Source organism: Atopobium fossor DSM 15642 (assembly GCF_000483125.1).
GTDB classification, from domain to species: domain Bacteria; phylum Actinomycetota; class Coriobacteriia; order Coriobacteriales; family Atopobiaceae; genus Atopobium; species Atopobium fossor.
In genome coordinates, this window is sequence record NZ_KI519553.1 from 321,479 (window position 1) to 341,237 (window position 19,759).

A 19,759-nucleotide genomic window follows, 5' to 3' on the forward strand; every position below is an offset into this window, starting at 1 on the left:
TTTACTGTTTCTTCTCGGCAGAAGAGTTGGAATTTGAGTCGTTCGACTCCTTAGATTCATTGGAGTTATCCTGAGAACTTTCTTCTGTGGGGTGCATAACCATAATTTTGTTGGACGTGTATCCCAAAATGGTTTGTACAGCCCAAGGACGGCTGCTCACAATACTGCTTATGGGGTCATAGACATTGAGCGTACCATCTGCATTAAGACCTGCTAAAACTACATAGTGTTGATAGTTGGTAAAGGTTTTGTCGTTCACCAAGACAATAATGGGGTGGTTGTTCTTAAGCGAAGCAGTGATTTCTTCTATGGAAGCATCAACGGATTCTGCAGTAAGACCCAAATCCTTAGCCTTATCGCTAAAGAACGTAAGATCAGTAAACGCGTCACCCGTGGCGTAGTTGTTATCTGTTGCCAGCTTAGCAATGGTGGCAGGTGTCTGATCATTTTTGCCCGTCAAAGACATGTATGTCATGGCAAGAGCGGTGGGACCAGATCCTGTTACGCCTAGAGGGCCATTTGCATAGTCTACAAATCCCCAGCGTGTATCATATGCGTAGAGCAGAGGAACAGTATCTTTGGTAACGGCATCGGAATAGGTTTGAGCTTCTTTGGCTGCAGTGGGAACCTTTGCGACAAAATCTACCGCTGCTGGATCTTCCAGCGCAAGCTCAATGATGCGTTCATTAGAGTATTTATCGGCGCTCTTGGCAATGGATTTCCAGCTTTCTCCTATAGAAAGCTTTCCTTCCAAGCCCTTGTTGAGTTCTTCAGAAATACCCGCAGCAATGCCATTTTCATTTTGTGTGGCTTCTACAGTTGGAGCATTTTTGGTGGTGCAGCTGCGCACACAACTCGAAATTCCCACAATAAGCATAATCAAAACAATGATGCCAGCACCTAAGATAGCAAGTACTCGTGGGTTGTAACTACCAAAAATACTGCGTCTATTTAAATCAATCTTCTGTCCGCGCAGTGAGTATTCTTGTGGATTACCATTGCGTGGAGTGCGTCCCGTGCCAGAAGAAACACCAGATGATTGCCTACGTTGACGCTCTGACGTGTGTGCCTGACGAGCTCTGCGCTGAGACGCCGGCCTTGATGAGCGAGGTTGTTGTGAGTACGGCATATAGCTCCTTCGTTTAACCAACCAGGCTGCATGCAGGTTTACATGCTTTATTGATACTGCTTAATATAGCGCGGATTACCAATAAGCGCACGTGTATTATGCTATTGATGCGCTATAAAACGATGGAAGGTATTTCCGCAATGAATAAGTTGTTGGCACAAATTGTAAAGTTTGGCATTGTGGGTGTTGTGGCCACCTTTGTAGATTTTGGCATTATGATTGCCTTGCATGAGTGGTTGGGTATAAATCCCATTTTTGCGTCGGCCATTTCTTTTACGTTTGCTGCTATTTTTAACTATCTTGCTTCCATGCGTTACGTGTTTATTCATCGAGAAGACCTGTCAAAAACGCGCGAGTTTATCATTTTCTTTGTGTTATCTGTTGTTGGCCTGATTCTTAACTCACTTATTATGTGGGCTGGTGAGTTTGTCTTTACTGCTGTGGGTGTCAACTATGCCAATGGTCCCTACTATGTAGGTGTAAAGGTGGTTGCAACTGGTCTTGTTATGGTATGGAATTTTGTATCTCGTAAAATTTGGCTTGATGCTAGTTCCTCAAACGAGGCTGGCGCCCCTGTAGTTCAATAAACAGTAAAAGTTTTGTATTATGCAACTACTTTCGTACATACAGCAAAAGATTCGCGCATGCATAGCGGGTGCACTAATAGGTGCACTCATAGGTAGTATCGCCTGTGTGTCTATTGGTGCTGTTCCTTTGCCATCCGGCAGTTCTTTTGAATTGTGTGTATATGAGGTACAAGCTGCTGTTCCATTTACCGTAAGTCCTCGTGAGGTAGCGAGGGATTTTACAACCTTGCGTGCACAAAAGCATTTTAAGCAAGCATGGATGGTACAAACTCCTGCATGGATGTACATGTATTCCAAGCACGATGGCTTGGTCTATACCCTTATTGGTGCAGACTCTATTCAGCAGCAAGAGCTTGCTCAAGAACAGCTCGCAGAGTATGCAACCCAGTTTTTTAGTAAAACCTATAGTCCAAGTGATGGCAGCTATAGGTTGGTGCAACAACACTCAGAACGTATAACTGCTGTAGATGCTGCAAGTATTTTGGCACCTATCTTTTGTGCGTGGGTAGTGACTTTTGCTCTTGCAGGTGCTGCTTTATGTGTTGCGGTTGCTCTGTATTTCTCACATCAAAAGGAGCAAAGCGTATGTTGATATATGTTTATACTGCGCTTCTGAGCTGTGTCTTTGTTGTGAGTGCAAGCATGGGACAACGTACTAAGCAACAGCAGTGGGCTTTGTGGGTTCTAGCCTTTTTGATTATGTGGCTTCCTGCGGCTGTACGTCTCAATATTGGCGTGGACTACTCTCGTTTTCAGGGTTATTCCGAACTCTATACTATTTACGGATCTGGTAGCTCAATTGTGCAGGGAATGGATATTGGCTTTATTGTACTTATTCGTGTGCTGTGGATGGTAAGTAAGTCCTCGCAAGTATTGTTTGCGGTAACCTCTGCCTTTATTTATCTGCTAATTTTGCGTGCAGTTAAACGTCTTTCTATCCATCCTGCATTGAGCATTACCCTCTTTTTTGTAGCAGGGTTTTACTTTGAAACCTACAACATCATAAGACAATGGATGGCACTGGCTTGTGTATTTAATGCACTGGAATGGATTGTTCCACAGACAGGCATTCAAGTTATTCCCACTCATAAGCACCATGATGATAAGAAAACCAGTGAAGTAGAGAATATCTACAGTGGCTTTACCTGTTTTATGCGCTATGCAGCATGGGTACTCTTGGGGGCATCATTTCATGTAAGTGCCCTTATATTCTTATTGCTTTGGCCTTTTTATTTTTTGAAGCTTAATTCCAAACGTTCGCTTGTTCTTTTGGCGGGACTGTTTGTTTTGGGATTTGTGGCCAAAAGTACAGGCAAGATTGTGCTTTCTGGTACGCGTTTTGGCCGCTATTTGTACGACGGTGCTTCGGTCTACGCTGCTGTATCTCCTCATTGGGACAGCATTATTGTTATGAGCATATGCCTCGCCTTTATGGTGTGGCAATTACGAGACAAGCGTGAGCTTGATCGTTGGGGTAATACAATGCTGCTTTTAGCTGTGCTGGGTTGTGCCTCGGCTCTAGCTGGATTGTATATGCCATTTATTTTTGATCGCATTGCTCGTTATTTTGCACCCTTTATCCTGCTCGAATTGCCTTTTGCTGTCATGCAAGAAGAGACAGAGTATAAACGTTATGCATATATTCTTGCAATTATGGCATGTTGGCTTCTGGCAACATTCATTCGAGTATACTTTGGCGGGCAATTTGGTGTTTTGCCATTTCAAAGTATATTTTTCAACGCTTAATGCAATAAAAATAGAATTTATGTCAATTCAGGGTATAAATTAGACACTTTCATAGAATTTTTTATTGCATCTGCATACATTTTTGATAGTGTTTTATGCGTTAAAAAGATAAATGACTACGAAACAGTAATCAATTTGGAATATCCAATATTTAACTGTTTCAATGAGGAGTTGTTATACATGGTAAAAAAGCGAAATAGCAGGCAAGATGCCATTCGTGATATTGTACGAAGTAAGTCTATTCGTACTCAGCGTGCCCTTGTACAGGAGCTCATGAATGATGGCTATAACTGTACGCAGGCAACTGTTTCCCGTGACATTGCAGATATGGGCCTTCGTAAGCTTCCTGAGGGTATTTATGTTTTGGCAGAGGACTTGCATCTGCAACGTATGGTTTCTGAGTTGGTACAGAGCGTTCGTCGTGTAGATAATCAAGTTTTGATTAAAGCTCAGCCTGGCACTGCTCCTGGTATTGCAGCTGCTATTGATGCAGCAGATCTTCCAACTGTTGTTGGTTCTCTTGCTGGCAATGATACTATTTTGGTCGTTACAGATGCTGCTAAAACAGGCGCAGACTTTGAAGTATTGGTAAATAAGCTGCGTAGCGCTCAGTAAAATTTACGCTGTCATAGCCAAGAATAAATCCCCCGTTTTGTTTTTGCTACAAGACGGGGGATTTTGTTGTACATTGGCAAAGAAACATGAGCTTTTAGATGGGTTTATCGACCATCTCCTGTGTCTGCATCATCAGGAGGATTAGCCCCAGAGTCATCGGGTGCAATGGGGGAGTCAGCCTCGTTGTTTGGCGGCTCTTGTGGTTGAGGCTCTTCTGGTTGCTGCTCCTCAACTTCTGTTTCCATAGTGGTCTCTGCAGTAGTTTCCGGCGTGTTAGGTTTTTTATTCTGTGCAAAGGACCATGAACTAGCTGGTTTATAGCTAGGAGCTGGACTTGAAGTAAATTCCTGGCGCGCAACGCCACCTAAGGTCATATCTATATAACGACCAAAAATGGGGCAGGATGTGTTTGATGGATGGCCAGGAGAGCCATGTACGTAAATAGTCTTTTCTTCACGGAAGCCCGTCCAGACAGCAACAGTGGTTTGGGGTGTATAGCCTACAAACCAAAGGTCGCGGGCATTTTCTGTAGTGCCTGTCTTGCCAGCAATAGGCTGATTCACATTGCGAGAATAACTACGTACCGCTGTAGCGGTACCGCTATTTACAACACCTTGAAGTACTTGCGTAGTTGCATATGCTACTTCACCAGAAATGGCTTGCGTTGCCTGCTCTTTGTGTTCATACACGGTGTTGTTGTTACGATCTTCAATCTTGGTAATAGCTACAGCATCGCGATGAATGCCATTATTTGCCAAGGTTGAATAAGCTTCTGCCATTTGCAGGGGAGGAACACCAATGGTACCCAAGGTAATAGAAGCATATGAAGGAATATCAACCTTAATGCCCATACTTTTTGCTGTACTAGAAATACTTGCGCCACCAATTGCTTGTGCAACTTGTACATAGCCTGTGTTGGAAGAAAGCTCTGTTGCACGTGCAAAAGAGATGGTGCCGTAATTAGTATTGCCATAGTTCTGGACTCGCCAGGTGGGGGTTACCTGGATGGGTGAATTACAGTTAAGGTAGGTTTGTGGATTAAAGCCTTGAGAAATAGCTGCAGTGAGCGTAAACGCCTTAAAACTCGAACCAGGTTGGCGGCGTGCCTGAGTTGCCAAGTTAAATTGGTTGGTGTCATAGTCACGGCCACCAACCATAGCGTCAATGTAGCCGTTTTGATTATTGATTGCCACTAAAGCACTTTCCAACTCACCGTTACCAATGGCATCAAGCTGTGCTTGGACGGCCTTCTCGGCAGCATCCTGTTTGTCAGGGTCTAACGTGGTGTAAACCTTTAAACCACCCTGGTAGATGGTTTTGACATCAAAGTCTTCCGATAAAAGTGAAGCAATGTAGCTGGTAAAGTAGGGATACTTACCCTTTTCGCTGGTAACGGATTGGCCACGACTAAGAACAATATCTTCTTGGGATGCTGCATCGTACTCTTCTTGTGTAATATCGCCAGCTTTAAGCATACGCCTTAAAACAACATTACGACGGGACTTAGAGTCATTGGGGTTAACCGTAGGATCATACGCAGTAGGAGAGTTGGGGATACCAACAAGCGTTGCTGCCTCTGCAAGCGTGAGTTCATTGGCATGTTTATTGAAGTAGGTAATTGCAGCTGCTTCAATGCCGTATGCACCTTGACCATAGTAAATGGTATTGAGGTACATCATGAGAATCTGCTCTTTGGTATAGGTCTTTTCCATCTCTACGGCAATGTAAGCTTCACGCACTTTACGTTTGACCGTCCTATCAAATTGTTCGTCAGATAAAACGGTGTTACGTACGAGCTGTTGAGTAATGGTGGATGCACCCTCGGAGCCACCGGAAGCATTGGAAAATATTGCACGCATGATGCCATAGGGGTCTACACCATTGTGCTTGTAAAAACGGATGTCTTCGGTATCTACCGTGCCCTTAATAACGTAAGGGGAAACATCTTCCATGGTGACACTTTTACGGTTTTGCAGGTAGAAGTTTGCAATGACATTACCTTTAACGTCATATACGGTAGTTGGTTCTGCAACTAGGTATGCGTCTGCAGATTTATAGTCTGGCAAGTCTGTAAGCCAAAAGGCCATGAGCGAACCCAAAGAGACTGCTAGCGCTAGACCAAGCAGACCAATAAAACCAAAGACGCCAAGTACACCAAAGCCAAAAGCATGTGTTTGAGCATGCCTATGAGCTCTACGTGTGCGAACACCCATTAAAATCCTCCTCTAGTTCGCCCATTGGAAGATAGCCTGTGCACACTTGTGACAGGATGCGAACGTAAGTAACACTTAATTGTGAACTATCTTGCCCCATAAAGTACTTATCAACAAAAAATGTATTTGCATTACCTGGTATTTTACAGCTAACTTCACAGGCGTATCACACTCGAGACGCTTAGGTTACACTACTGTAAGTTTGTTCTTTCTTGTAAAAAGCAATTGTGCTGTATAGCTAAGCAAAAAAGCGTATCTAAAAGGAGCGCGTATGGACATGCAAGGCAAGCAGCTAACTTGGCAAAAATACTTTCGTACGCTGGGCGTAGGAAGTGTTATTGCGTTATGTCTTGTGGTATTCCCCTTACTTGTCATCTCTATTTTTAATCATTCCTATGCAGATGACTGGCATTATGGCGTATGGGCGCATCTTGCCTGGCAACAATCAAATGGAAGTGTGTTGGCTGCAGTAACAGAAGCTTTTCGGCAAGTTGGAGTTGCGTGGTTTGAATGGCAGGGTACCTATTCAGCTATTTTTTTGATGGCACTCCAACCTGGTGTTTTCTCGGAAAGTGCTTATGTGGTAAGTGCATGGATTGTTCTTGCCCTGCTGATAAGTTGCACGTTTTATTTTGTGCGTACAAGTATGCGAGTTTGTTTGCATGATGATAGTTATGCGTGGCTTAGTGTGGGATCCGTGCTGCTCATGGTGCAATTGCTGTTGCAGCCAAGTCCGGTAGAAGGCATTTTTTGGTATAACAGCGCCATTTATTACACGGGATACCATGCTCTTTTGTTGCTACTCATTGGCGTTATTGTTAAGACGATGACTGTCGAGAAAACTCGGGTGTTTGTTGCTCGAACGTTTATGGCAACGCTATTGGCACTCTTCATTGCAGGAGGTAATTTTGTAACGCTCCTAGTGGCACTCGAGTTGGGAATTGCTGCAACTATTGCTGCGATTGTAAGGCGAAGCTCCAAGCTCATTGGTTTGGCGGTACCTACTATTGCGCTCGTATTGGGAGCTATCGTAAGCTTTTCTGCTCCAGGCAATGAGGTGCGACAGGTAACACAATTTCCAGACACCAAACTAGGAGTAGTGGATACTATTGTGCAATCTACCGCTGCATCTATACGTTGGCTTATGGAATGGTCAAGCGGCTTTGTGCTTATCATGCTGCTATTTTTACTTCCTCTTTTTGTATATATACTGCACAAGAGTGGTGCTATACAAAAAACTAGTTTTGCCTGTCCGGGTTGGGTAAGCGTGGGCAGCATGGCGCTATTTGCTTCTAGTTTTACGCCAACGTTTTATTCCATGAGTACAGCAGGTCCTGGGCGTGTACAAAATTGTCGTTTTGATTTGCTCATCATCTTGCTGGCAGTAAACCTTGTGTGGTGGACGGGTTGGGTACTGCATAAGCGCTGTTCAGAGGCTACTGAGGAGTCAAGTGTAAACGTACATACTCAGCCGATTTTATCGGCAAAAAAGACGATAGGTATTTGTGCAGGTATAGGACTTATTTTTATAGTTTGCTTGGGAACCGTATACATAGAGGATTCCTATCGAGAAAAACTATCGAGTTTGTCTGCTTTGCATTCCCTAGTAACTGGTCAAGCTCAAGCATATGAAAGCCAAGTTTCCAACCGTATGTATTTGATAGAAACCTCACATGAACAAGAAGTTGAGGTGCCGTTTTATCGTAATGTGCCTCATGTGTTGCTTATGGGCGACATCAAAGACAACATGGATAATTACATCAATTATCGCTTGGCTCAATGGTATGGAAAAAAATCAATCATTGGATATTCACTGCAAACAAAAAAGTAGGTAGTAGTGTTTAGTTGCGGTTTTATTTAATCACGTAAGTTGTAGATACATGTTGTGTGTTCGTGCGCTATTCTTTAAAAATGAAACTATGGACGTGTAGTTTTTCTGCACGTCTTTTTTGTAAGGTAAATCATATAACCCATGGAGGGTAGAGCATTGCTTTCCGTTGATGAGCAACTTAAGGTAATTACTTCTGGAACTATGCAGATTGTTCCTTTGGATGAGCTAAAAAAGAAGCTCGAGAAGGGCACTCCTCTCAACATTAAGCTGGGCGTAGATCCAACCAGTCCAGATTTGCATTTAGGTCATGCGGTACCTTTGCGTAAAATGCGTCAATTTCAAGATTTGGGACACAAAGTAACGCTCATTATTGGTAATGGCACCGCTCTGATTGGTGATCCATCGGGTCGTGACTCCACTCGTCCTCCTCTTACAGAAGAGCAGGTAGAAGAAAATGCCAAGACATATGTAGCTCAAGCAATGAAGGTACTTGACCCTAACAAGACCACTATTGTGCACAACGGTGAGTGGCTCAAGCCCATGCAGCTTTCTGACATGCTGGGTCTTATGAGTAAATTTAATGTTGCGCGAATCCTAGAGCGCGAGGATTTCCATAACCGCTATACCAACGGCATGTCTATCTCTTTGCATGAGTTCATTTATCCCGTCCTGCAGGCATATGATTCTGTGGTGATTAATGCGGACGTAGAAATGGGCGGTAACGATCAAATCTTTAACTTGCTTGCTGGTCGTGACCTCATGCGCGCTCAAGGCATGGAGCCTCAAGTTGCTCTGACTATGCCCTTGCTTGTTGGTCTTGACGGTACCAAAAAGATGTCCAAGAGCTATAAAAATTATGTGGGCTTAACTGATCCTGCAGATGATATGTATGGCAAGCTTATGTCTATTGCAGATGAACTTATTCCCATGTACTTCCGTCTGTGTTCTACACTTCACGTAGATGAGGTCGAGAAGATTGATGCTCAATTTGCAGATGGTACCGCTAACCCTTATGTCCTTAAGCGCATGTTAGCACGCAATATTTGTGATTTGTATCACGGTGAAGGTGCTGGTCAGGCGGCAGAAGACACTTTTGATGCAACCTTCAAGCGCAATGAGGTGCCCCAGGATATAGCTGAGTTTGCTTTAAGCGTTGTAGAGACAAACGATGAGGGTATGGTATATCTTGCTAAACTGATGATGGACGTTCAAATTGCAACGTCTGCTGGTGAGGCTCGCCGTCTCATTGACGGTGGCAGCGTCAAGATTAATGGTGAGGCTGTGGCCCCTAAGTGCTACAACGTAGTTCCAGAACTCTTCTCTGAAGGTACCACCATTCAGTCTGGCAAGCGTCGTTGGGCTCGATTGGTGTAGTGTTTGACGTGCAGGTATTACTCGAAGGATAGCATGGTTATTGCATTTCAATACTGGCGATATGGCATAGGCGGTGGAGAGAGGGTAACAGCTGCTCTTATACAACGTTTTGTTGATGCTGGACATACGGTACTTCTTTTTACCGATATTGCACCTAGTGATACCGATCAGCCGCTTCCTCAAGGCGTGACTCATTATGTGTTTCCACAAACGCCAGAAGAGCGTGCCTCTTTTTTAAAAAAGCATTTTAAAGATGCACAGGTTGATATTTGTATCTATGGGTCTTGGATTTCTCCATTTGCAACACAGGATTGCAAGACAATTGTGCAGTCAGGTGTCAAGCTGGTGTACATGGTGCATGGTTCAAGTGCCTATTTTATTGATAAGGCAAATGGTAATGAGCTTTTGCAGACCATGCAAAGCTGTGCTGAGCTTGCACATGCAGTTGTTTGTCTGAGTGAAGTTGATAAGCTCTTTTGGCAGGCATTTAATTCCAATGTATTTTGCATTCCCAATCCGGTTAATGACTATATACATCCTTCTACTACCCCGCGCGCACAGCATGGAAGTACCGTTGTATGGGTTGGACGCTTAGATCCTGTAGAAAAGTGTCCCGAATACGTTATTCAGGCGTTTACTCATACCCTACGCCAAGTACCACATGCCCAACTGTATTTAGTTGGAGGAGGAAGTCAAACATATGAGGCTAACTTACAACAACTTTGTAAACAATTAGGCATTGCAAAAAGCGTGCATTTTATTGGAGAGACACCCAATGCTGCTCCTTATTTGGAAAAAGCGGATGTCTATTGTCTTACCTCTCCAACTGAAGGATTTCCACTCGCACTTACTGAGGCAATGTACGCAGCACTGCCAGTGGTAATGTTCCGTCTGCATAACCTTCTTATAACAGCTCACTGTGAAGAAGGTGTAGTGCAAGTAGATTTTGGGGACACACGTAGTCTTGGCGAGGGTTTAGCACGAGTGTTATGCATGGATGACGCAACATACAGCTGTATGAGTGCCTCTGTGCTTGCGCAAGCTGTACGCGTATGTTCTGTTGATTTACATCGGGCTTGGCAGCAAGTTTTTGAGTCTGTTCAACAGTCCGAACTTGCTAATAAGTTGGATAAAGCCATTAAAAGCAGCGATAATACATCCTTGCAGATACAACAAATGTTAGAGGGCTATCGACGTTTATCGGATAGTATCAAACAAAAAGATTGTTATATTTCTGCATTAGAGCAAAATCAAACTGAGCAAGGAAAGAAACTGGAAGAATTACAGCAAGATTATACTGCTGTAATAAATTCAGTATCATTCAAAGTTGGAAGAAAGGTAACTGCTTTTCCACGTTTTATTCGTTCTAAGCTATATAAATCTGATACGAAGCATTAAGTATCAAGACACACAAACTCGGAGACATGCTCATGGCACTTATATCTCTTGTAGTACCTGCCTACAACATTGAGAAGTTCATTGGTCGTTGTTTGACGAGCCTTAAGAATCAGACGTTTAACGACTTTGAGGTCATAATCGTTGATGATGCGAGTACTGATGCTACTGCATTGGAAATTGAAAAAGTCATTTATGGCGATAGTCGTTTTGTAGTGGTTCGTCATGAGGAAAACCGCGGCTTGCATCTTGCCCGTAAATCTGGCGTAGCAGCTGCTAAAGGCACATACATTATCTTTATTGATGGCGATGATGAGCTGGCAAGTGAAACGCTTGAACGCACAATAGAACGCATGCGTAAAACACCATGTGATATTTTGCATTTTGGTATTAAGGTAATATCTGAAGAAGAAACCCTTCCAGAGGAATATTTACTGCACGATGATAACAAAGCTGGTTTTCCTCGTATTGAAGGTAAAGACATCATTCATAAAACATATGATGAGACCTATGGTTTTAGTCTTGACTGGCGCGTAACACATCGCTTGTTTAATGCACAAATTGTAAAAGAAGCATTCTCAGAGATGCCCGACCTGTGTTTGTATAGGGCCGAGGATAGTTTTGAATCTTTGATCATTACTTCCAAAGCTTCTTCAATAGAGTTTATGGATGAGTATTTAGGTTATCTGTATTATTTTGGACGTGGCATAACGGGAGTCTCCGAAATTGATCTTTTAGATTTCGAGAAGCACTGCGAGCAGATGGCCTCATGTATTGCTGCAGGTAAGCGTTATGCTCAGCAACATCCTCATGCTATTCCGCAAGCATGTCTTGATGGCTTCATGTATCAAAATACCGTGATTATTGCTAATGAATGGCGTGATCGCGTTGCTCGAGAAGATAAAGAAATTGCAACAACAACTATGGTGCAGAACTTTGGCAAAGCACAAATAAATACAGAGCTATGGCGTTTTGTGCGTGATCGAGCCTATGATTTTATTGCAAAAGGCATTCTTCCAGAAAATGCTGACATTTTATATCTTTTTTATAAATTGGCACAAGATACCAGCGGCACTACGGATGACGTAAAGATACTGCGTCGTATGAATTCTATGCAGCGTGTTGCACAAGGCCATATGGAGCAGTTGCGTGGTGAGCTTAAGAAGCAGGAGTATGCAGCTCAAGACCTACGCATTTTTGTTACTACTCACAAGCGAGTAGACCTTCCAGAATCACCTGTATTTCAGCCAGTGCAAGTAGGAGGTCTTCTCAAAAATTCTGGCTCTCGTTTTGTGGATGCCTTCCATGATGATGAGGGCGAGAATATCAGTGAAAGGAACCCTCTGTACTGTGAAATGACAGTTCAGTATTGGGCATGGAAAAATGCCATGGCAGACTACATGGGATTTTGCCATTATCGCCGTTACTTTAATTTCTCGGAAATTGAGTATGAAGAAAACCCATATGGCGAGGTGATGGATAGCTTTATTGATGCTAAGACCATTGCCAAATATGGTTTGGATTCAATAAGCGCTCGTAAGTGTATTGAGGGCTACGATGTAATTACAACTGGTTTCCACGACCTGCGTAAAATGCCCGGCGACTTTGCAACGCCTTATGAGCAGTACAAGGCAGCGCCTTTGTTGCACATTGAGGATATAGATCTTCTGGTAACTATTATTGGTGAACTTCAACCCGATTACTTGGAAGATGCAAAGGCATTCTTTACGGGATATGAGAGCTGCTTCTGCAATATGTACATCATGCGTGGGCAGATTTTCTCTGACTACTGTGAGTGGATATTTCCCATTTTGGAGAAATATTGTAACGAAGCCAATATGCAGCATTACAGCAAGGAAGCTCTGCGCACGCCTGGTCACTTAGCAGAGCGTTTGTTTAATGTTTATTACAAACATGCAATGCGTACAAATGCCGGCTGGAAGACTAAACAACTTCAGTGCGTTCACTTTGAGCAACCCGATAAGACCTATGGCCTGCAGCCTATTGTGGATATGTGTTCTGATGCGTTGGGTAAAAAAATCGTTCCTGTGGTATTTGCTTCGGACAATACCTATGTTCCCATGTTGTCTACCACGATGTATTCCATGTTGTGTAATGCTACTCCGTCTAATTTTTACGATATTGTGGTGCTTGAGCGCAATATTGACGGTGCTCGGCGCGAGGCTATCCAAAACATGGTTGCCAATTTTGGTAATGCGTCGGTGCGTTTTTACAATGTCTCTCGCATGATTCGCGGCTATGATTTATCTACCAATAACGAGCATATTTCACTGGAAACGTACTACCGCTTCTTGGTACAAGAGATTTTGTCGTTCTACGATAAGGTTTTGTATCTGGATTCTGACCTTATTGTGCGTGGCGATGTTTCTGAGCTCTTTGATACAGAGCTGGGTACTAACTTGCTTGCTGCTGCACATGATGTGGACTATCTGGGCAACCTTAATATGAACGATGGCAGTCGTATGAAGTACACAGTAGAGGAGTTGGGTCTTGTAGACCCGTATGCATATTTCCAAGCTGGTGTATTGGTGCTTAATACGGCACAGATGCGTAAGTTACATACGGTGCGTGAATGGATGGAAATTGTTTCTGAAGCGGATTTCATCTACGATGATCAAGATATTCTCAATGTGGAATGTCAAGGTCGTGTAACCTATTTGCCGTATGACTGGAATGTTATGCATGACTGTGGTGGTCGCGTTGCGTCTATCTTCCGTTTTGCACCCAACGATACCTTTGATGCCTATAATGCATCGCGTGCTAATCCCAAGATTATTCACTATGCAGGCTGGGAAAAGCCGTGGGTTAATACACAGTGTGACTATTCCACTGAATACTGGCGCTATGCTCGTGCGATGCCGTTTTTTGAAGAACTGATTTCTCGCATGATTGCTTCAATTGCTCCAGCAACGGATACCTCTATGGGCATGGCAAATCACGAGAAGGTTGTATCTCCAGATAGTGGTTTGCGCAAATTGGTAGATCCTATTGCTCCCGTGGGCAGCGCTCGTCGAGAAGTACTTAAGTCGTTGGGTCGTGCTGCGCTAGGCAAGAAGTAGGATATGACACAAACAAGTAACCGTATGATGCCCGAGCTGCTGGCACCTGCTGGCAGTCTCGAGGCGTTTCGTGCTGCATTGGCAGCAGGTGCTGATGCTATTTATTGTGGCTTGGGTAATGACTTTAATGCACGGCGCGGTGCTGCAAATTTTGATGATGCATCGTTTGCTGCAGCGTGTGACGAGGCACATATAGCTGGAGCCCGTGTATATGTAACCATCAATATTGTTATCCAATCGTCCGAAATGAAATCAGCACTGGAGCTTGTTTATCATGCTTATATACTCGGAGCCGATGCGTTTATCATTCAGGACTGGGGTTTGCTGGCAGAGGTGCGCAAGCACTGGCCACAGATTGAATGTCATATTTCTACGCAGGCTAACGTGCATGACGCTCGCGCAACGTTGTGGTGCAAACAGTTGGGCGCTCATAGGGTAACGCTCTCTCGAGAACTGTCTTTGCCAGAGATCAAAACCATTTCTGATACCGGAGTGGAGACAGAAGTTTTTGGCCATGGTGCACTGTGTTATTGCTATTCGGGTGTATGCATGATGTCCTCTATGTCTGGTGGCCGCTCTGCTAATCGCGGTATGTGCGCGCAGCCCTGCCGCTTACTTTACGATCTTATTGACGAGAAGGGCACCGTACTTGAGGCTCAAGGACGTACACGACCATTGTGTCCCAAAGATGCCTGTTCGTTTAATGACCTAGAGGCTCTTGCAGATGCTGGAGCTGGTTCTCTTAAGGTTGAAGGTCGTATGAAAGCGCCAGACTACGTCTATTCCGTCATTTCTGCTTATCGGGCACAGATGGACGATATTGCTGCAGGTCGTCCAATTTCAAAGTCAGATATACAGATACGTAATCGCTTATTACTTCGTTGTTTTAATCGTAATTTTACCAATGCGTACTTACACGGTACTGCTGGTGATGAAATGATGAGCTATGAGCGCTCAAACAATCGCGGTCAGCTGGTGGGTAGCGTTATCTCGTCTCATAAATTGTCTGATGTGGTAAAAATCTCACATGGCTCCAATGGCGGTCGAGAACGAAAGCGCGTTACTACGCGTGCAAGCATATTGGTTCAGCTAGATGAACCTGTGGGAAAAGGTGATTTGCTGGAATTTCGTCCTCAGGATGATCCTTCACAGTTTCTTACTGCACATGTTGTGGCAGATGCTTCAGCTGGTGAGAAAATCGAGTGTGTTGCTGCTCGTCCCATGCCAAAGGGATGTCCTGTGCGCATAATTCGTAGCCAAGCTGCTTTGGACGATGCAGCCCGTATTGCTTCTTTAGATATAGCACGCAAGCGCTTGGTTACGGTAGAGGTTGCATGTCATATTGGTCGGCCCTTTAGCGTTACCATGGCTACGCTGGATGGTACGGCATGTGCCACTGCAGAAGGCTTTATAGTAGAGCCAGCACGTACTCGAGCTGTTAGTATGGACGATCTTATAGAACATGTAGGTCGCATGGGTACCACACCCTTTTCTGCACAAGATATTACAGTTTTGATGGATGAAGGTTGTGGTATGGGCTTTTCGGCTGTGCATAAAGTACGTGCTCAAGCGGCAAAATTGTTGGCTCAAAAGTTTCTTGAACCCTGGCATTCTCGCAAGAAAGACCTTGCGTCTACTCCCGCTGTAGATCAGCTAGAACTTTTACGCACCTCACCACAAACAATGCAAGCAACGCCTGCAACAGCAGTGTCCGCAACAACACAACCTCATTTGTCTGAGCCACAGCTTTGTGTGCTGGCAACTACACCCGAGGTTGCTCAAATAGCACTAGACTACGGACACGTGCGTGTGTATGTTCCTGGGGATGAGCTTATATCAACTCAATTTCCCGCGCAGTGCATTCCTGTTTTGGATGAGGTGTGTCGCGAGATTGATCACAGTCGTATTGATTCTTTTATTTATGCAGGTACAACGATTGCTGTAGGCAATGTTAGTGAACTTGTGCTTGCAACTCAGCAAGGTGCCACCGCAGAAATTCGCTCGTGCATTCCTGTTCACAACCGCGCTTGTGTTCAGATGTTGGAAGCAACAGGAGCACAGGGCTTTTGGCTATCACCTGAGCTTACATTAGACCAGATTGCACAGATAGCTCCTGCAGCTACAACACCCGTTGGTTTTGTGGTATATGGTCGTCCTCGTGTTATGACTGCAGAACATTGTGTGCTTATGGCTGCAGATGCATGCATTCATGATTGCGCACGCTGCGGCATGCGCCGCCGTAAGTTGGCGATTCGTAATGATCAAGGCGCCATTATGCCAGTACATACGGATCTTCATGCTCGCTCTCGTATTTATGCTGCCCAACCTATCGATGCTATCCCTCAGGTAGCTGAGTTATTGCGTGCTGGGGTTTCTCGTCTTGCCATTGACGCTACGCTTTTATCGCCAGAAGAATGCTTGCATGAGCTCAAGCGTCTTACGCAAGCTGTCATTGCAGCTCAGAATGGTGGCAGAGCTTTAGTACGTGAGCGGGGTGCGAGTTCGGGGCACTTATTTATTGGTATTGAATAGTTTTGAAAAAGCAATGCCTGGTTGGGTAAAATGCTACTGTATAAATAGGAATTAACTGTGCTTTTAGCACATGGAGAGGAAGCAATATGGATCAGGAAACTCAAAACACTCAGACCGCTGCGCCTGAGGAGAAAACTAAGGTAGATGAGGTCCTTCTTAAGGAAACCCTTGAGATTATTCGCCCAAGCTTGGTGGCGGATGGTGGGGATATGGATTACATTGGTGTAGATGAAGAAGGTGTAGTTACCCTACGTCTTACGGGTGCTTGCGCAGGCTGCCCCATGAGCTCACTGACGCTTTCTATGGGTATTGAGCGTATTTTGCGTGAACACGTACCTGGTGTAACGCGCGTTCAAGCTCAAATGTAGCGTTAGCTATTCGGGCAACTCCTATGTGGCTTAACGAACTCTATCAACATCTGGACCCCGTGGCGTTTTCCATGGGGCCAGTTTCTATTCGCTGGTATGGTATTGCTTATCTGCTGGGCTTTGTATGTGCTGGTATTGTTTTATGGAAAACGGCAAAACGCTGGCAACTTGATCTTATTTTGGATGACGTGGTTTCACTGGTTGTGGGTATTGCTTTTGGCGTTATTTTGGGCGGACGAGTTGGTTATGTGCTGTTTTATGGTGCTGGTTATTATTTGGCACATCCGCTCTCTATTTTTATACTCAGCGAAGGCGGCATGAGCTTTCACGGTGGGTTAGTGGGTGCACTTATTGGTGGATCAATTGCTTGTAAACTGATGCATTTATCTATCCGCACCGTAGCAGATCTTGCTGTTATTGGTGCGCCGTGGGGTTTATTTTTTGGGCGTTGTGCAAACTTTATTAACGGTGAGCTGTGGGGCAAACCTACTGATTTACCATGGGGTGTTATTTTTTCTCCAGGTGATGTAGCGCGTCACCCTTCTCAGCTTTACGAGGCTTTTCTTGAGGGTCTTGTTCTGTTTGTTGTACTCTTTATGTTGTCTCACCATCATGTCGTATCTGCTGGTGCTGTTGCGCCTTCTGTCGAGAAAACCTACAAGCAGCAAGTCCAGGACACTGAAAAAGTCAATCCGTATCCACAGGGCACTTTTTTAGGAGTTTTCCTGCTCTTATATGGTATTTTTAGATTCCTTGTTGAGTTTGTACGGCTTCCTGATGAGCAGCTAGGTTATTTGTTAGGGACCGATTGGCTTACTATGGGCATGGTACTGAGCATTCCACTTATAGCCGTGGGAATAGTTGAACTTATACTGTCTCGCAGACGCAAAATATCCCAAATTGGGTATTTGGGAACATTTAAGTAAAATTATTAAAACGTGTTAAAAACATTAAGAAGAGTAAGAGAATTGCTAAACAACGATTTTTAAATCGTGTTAAAATTCTAGTACTTTCAAAGGAACGAGAATGCATGAGCCATGGCTTGCGAGACATATGTGTATGCCGTCACAGGCTGCTTTGCGCATTTGCAATCATTGCGCTTTCATGTGCTTGTGTGCATGCTCAGGCAATTGTAGCTAGTGGAATCCCTTCTCATTCAAGTTCTTCTACACAGCAGCCATCTTCTCTGGTAAGCCAATTAGATACAACAGATGTCGTGCAATACAACGGCATAGGGCGTGAGGTGCTTGCTCAGACGCCAACATCAGCAGTAAAGGTAAGCTGGACATCACAGCTTGCTGCTCCTGGGGTTGCACTAAGCGAGCCACTGTTTATTAATGGGTATGTGGTTGTTACTACGGGTTCTACGCTTAAGGTGGTAGATGCAAGTTCTAAAGAGGGAAGTGTTATTGCTTCTTTAGAGCTTGATAGCACTATTGATTATCATGCACGTCCGTTGTTTGTAAATAATACGTACTACATTGCTGTTCAGAGTGGTCGTATACAAGCAGTGGATTTGTCTGATATGCACCAACCACAGAAGCTATGGTTCTCGTCTGATGACTTTGCTCCCGATGCTCAGGCTGTTACGAGCTTGCGTCTTATTAACCTTAATGGTAATAAGCTCATTTCTTTTGGTACTGTTCGCTATGACAATGGTCAAGTAACTGGCGGAGAGATGGCTGCACTAAATATAGAGACTGGTTCTACAGTCTGGAAGGCTTTTAGTGGCAGTCCTGTTGGCTATTACCTGAGCGATGCACCTCAGTTTGGTAAGTATTTCTTGCGTGGCGATACCTCGGGTACTATCTCTGCCTGTGAGCCTCATACAGGTCAGGCAACAGGAGATATTATCACTGTTGGTTCTCCCATTAATAGTGACTTCACAGCTTTGAGTGCAACAGAAGCCGTTTATACCACCTTTGATGGTAAGCTGCATAAACTAACAATTGGTCAGGATGGAGTTCTGACCGATGTATCAATCCCGTTGTTTTCTCAGTCTGTCTCTTCACCAGTGATTAGCGGTAATCTTGCAGTTGTAACAGGTATGGGACCCTCTCATACAACGCAGTTGTCTGTGGTAGATCTTGATACCATGCAGGTTCAAAAAACAATTACTCACACCTCTGAAGGCCCGCTTTCTAAAGGTGGTTCTAAAGCTCCGGCGCTTCTTGTAAAACAGGGCAATGATGTGTACGCGTACTTTAGCGCTAGTGAGGGTGGCACTATATATGTATATAAACTTGGTGATGACGTTGCAAGCTTGCTCTACACACCAAGCAGTATCAATGCAAATCAAAGTCATTCACCACTTATAGCTGATCAAAATGGCAGTCTGTACTATCTCAATGATTCAGGATATTTGGTAAAACTTAGCATTCCTGATCCAACTCCGAGTACTCCAAATTCAAATAATGATGTAGTGCCAACACCTGCACCTCTGCCCGATAAACATCCTTCGCCTTTACCACAAAGGCCAGGTTTTGTTCCAAATATGAGTATTGATAATTCCACTAAACAGCATAATATCCGTGTTACCCCCAATGCTCTTGGGATTTTTGCTTCTTTGAGCGAGCCTCAAGTAAGCGTGAAGGATCCAAAGACCTCACAAACGGACGAAGATAAGCAAAATGTTGCCGATGGTTCTATGCAAGATAAATCTGCAGAGTCAGATTTTTCGGAGACTGAAAATGAGGGTAATCAAATTCTTTTTGTTCCAGTAGAGGATATCCCTATGGTTTCCATTATTGGCTTGGGTGCTGCTGGAGCTGTGGCGCTCGCGCTTACTGCATGGTTTATGCTGGTTAAACCATAATTTTGTTGTATACAGGGCAACTGCCGATAATTGCTAAGAAGAATTGATAAAACCGGTCCGCCTACATGAAAAGA

Annotated in this window: 14 protein-coding genes; 12 read left to right on the top strand and 2 right to left on the bottom strand. The window is 44.2% G+C overall.

Annotation, left to right across the window (positions count from 1 at the left end; all coding sequences use genetic code 11):
- Position 1: 1 nt before the first annotated feature.
- Entirely contained in the window at positions 2-1,129 is a 1,128-nt protein-coding gene (locus tag G469_RS08355) for a C39 family peptidase (RefSeq protein ID WP_051353760.1), read from the bottom strand.
- Positions 1,130-1,269: 140 nt separating this feature from the next.
- On the opposite strand from G469_RS08355, the gene G469_RS0104295 reads away from it, so the two are divergent.
- From G469_RS0104295 to G469_RS0104310, 4 genes are all read left to right on the top strand, one after another.
- Positions 1,270-1,716 carry a GtrA family protein gene (locus G469_RS0104295; protein ID WP_028263998.1) on the top strand — a complete coding sequence of 149 codons (447 nt, stop codon included), beginning with the start codon at positions 1,270-1,272 and terminating at the stop codon, positions 1,714-1,716.
- 19 nt (positions 1,717-1,735) lie between these two features.
- Positions 1,736-2,308: a hypothetical protein gene (locus tag G469_RS0104300; protein WP_028263999.1), complete on the top strand. Its 573-nt coding sequence runs from the start codon at positions 1,736-1,738 to the stop codon at positions 2,306-2,308.
- Positions 2,302-3,462 (top strand): EpsG family protein, encoded by a 1,161-nt coding sequence (locus tag G469_RS0104305; protein WP_028264000.1) that lies wholly within the window; start codon positions 2,302-2,304, stop codon positions 3,460-3,462. The genes G469_RS0104300 and G469_RS0104305 overlap by 7 nt, the downstream gene beginning before the upstream one ends.
- A gap of 180 nt (positions 3,463-3,642) precedes the next feature.
- Positions 3,643-4,077, top strand: a complete 435-nt coding sequence (locus tag G469_RS0104310; RefSeq protein ID WP_028264001.1) for an arginine repressor — start codon at positions 3,643-3,645, stop codon at positions 4,075-4,077.
- Positions 4,078-4,181: 104 nt separating this feature from the next.
- On the opposite strand, the gene G469_RS0104315 is transcribed toward G469_RS0104310, so the two are convergent.
- The gene (locus tag G469_RS0104315; RefSeq protein ID WP_028264002.1) at positions 4,182-6,290 is read right to left on the bottom strand and encodes a transglycosylase domain-containing protein; all 2,109 of its coding nucleotides are present in this window, start codon (positions 6,288-6,290) and stop codon (positions 4,182-4,184) included.
- A 271-nt stretch (positions 6,291-6,561) separates the two neighbouring features.
- On the opposite strand from G469_RS0104315, the gene G469_RS08360 reads away from it, so the two are divergent.
- The 8 genes from G469_RS08360 to G469_RS0104355 all read left to right on the top strand — a co-directional run bounded on the left by G469_RS08360 (position 6,562) and on the right by G469_RS0104355 (position 19,685).
- The gene (locus G469_RS08360) at positions 6,562-8,121 is read left to right on the top strand and encodes a hypothetical protein (RefSeq protein WP_051353761.1); all 1,560 of its coding nucleotides are present in this window, start codon (positions 6,562-6,564) and stop codon (positions 8,119-8,121) included.
- Positions 8,122-8,262: 141 nt separating this feature from the next.
- The gene (gene tyrS / locus G469_RS0104325; protein ID WP_407637651.1) at positions 8,263-9,495 is read left to right on the top strand and encodes a tyrosine--tRNA ligase; all 1,233 of its coding nucleotides are present in this window, start codon (positions 8,263-8,265) and stop codon (positions 9,493-9,495) included.
- Positions 9,496-9,528: 33 nt separating this feature from the next.
- Positions 9,529-10,893, top strand: coding sequence for a glycosyltransferase (locus tag G469_RS0104330; protein WP_028264004.1), 1,365 nt, complete (start codon positions 9,529-9,531; stop codon positions 10,891-10,893).
- 32 nt (positions 10,894-10,925) lie between these two features.
- Complete coding sequence (locus G469_RS09050; protein WP_028264005.1) at positions 10,926-13,970, top strand: DUF4422 domain-containing protein; 3,045 nt, start codon at positions 10,926-10,928, stop codon at positions 13,968-13,970.
- Positions 13,971-13,973: 3 nt separating this feature from the next.
- Entirely contained in the window at positions 13,974-16,502 is a 2,529-nt protein-coding gene (locus G469_RS0104340; RefSeq protein WP_028264006.1) for a U32 family peptidase, read from the top strand.
- Between the two features lie 86 nt (positions 16,503-16,588).
- Positions 16,589-16,870, top strand: a complete 282-nt coding sequence (locus G469_RS0104345; protein ID WP_028264007.1) for a NifU family protein — start codon at positions 16,589-16,591, stop codon at positions 16,868-16,870.
- A 23-nt stretch (positions 16,871-16,893) separates the two neighbouring features.
- Entirely contained in the window at positions 16,894-17,796 is a 903-nt protein-coding gene (gene lgt, locus G469_RS0104350; protein ID WP_028264008.1) for a prolipoprotein diacylglyceryl transferase, read from the top strand.
- A 104-nt stretch (positions 17,797-17,900) separates the two neighbouring features.
- A complete protein-coding gene (locus G469_RS0104355) occupies positions 17,901-19,685 on the top strand; it encodes a PQQ-binding-like beta-propeller repeat protein (protein WP_028264009.1) in 1,785 nt (594 codons plus the stop codon).
- The last annotated feature ends 74 nt before the right edge of the window (positions 19,686-19,759 follow it).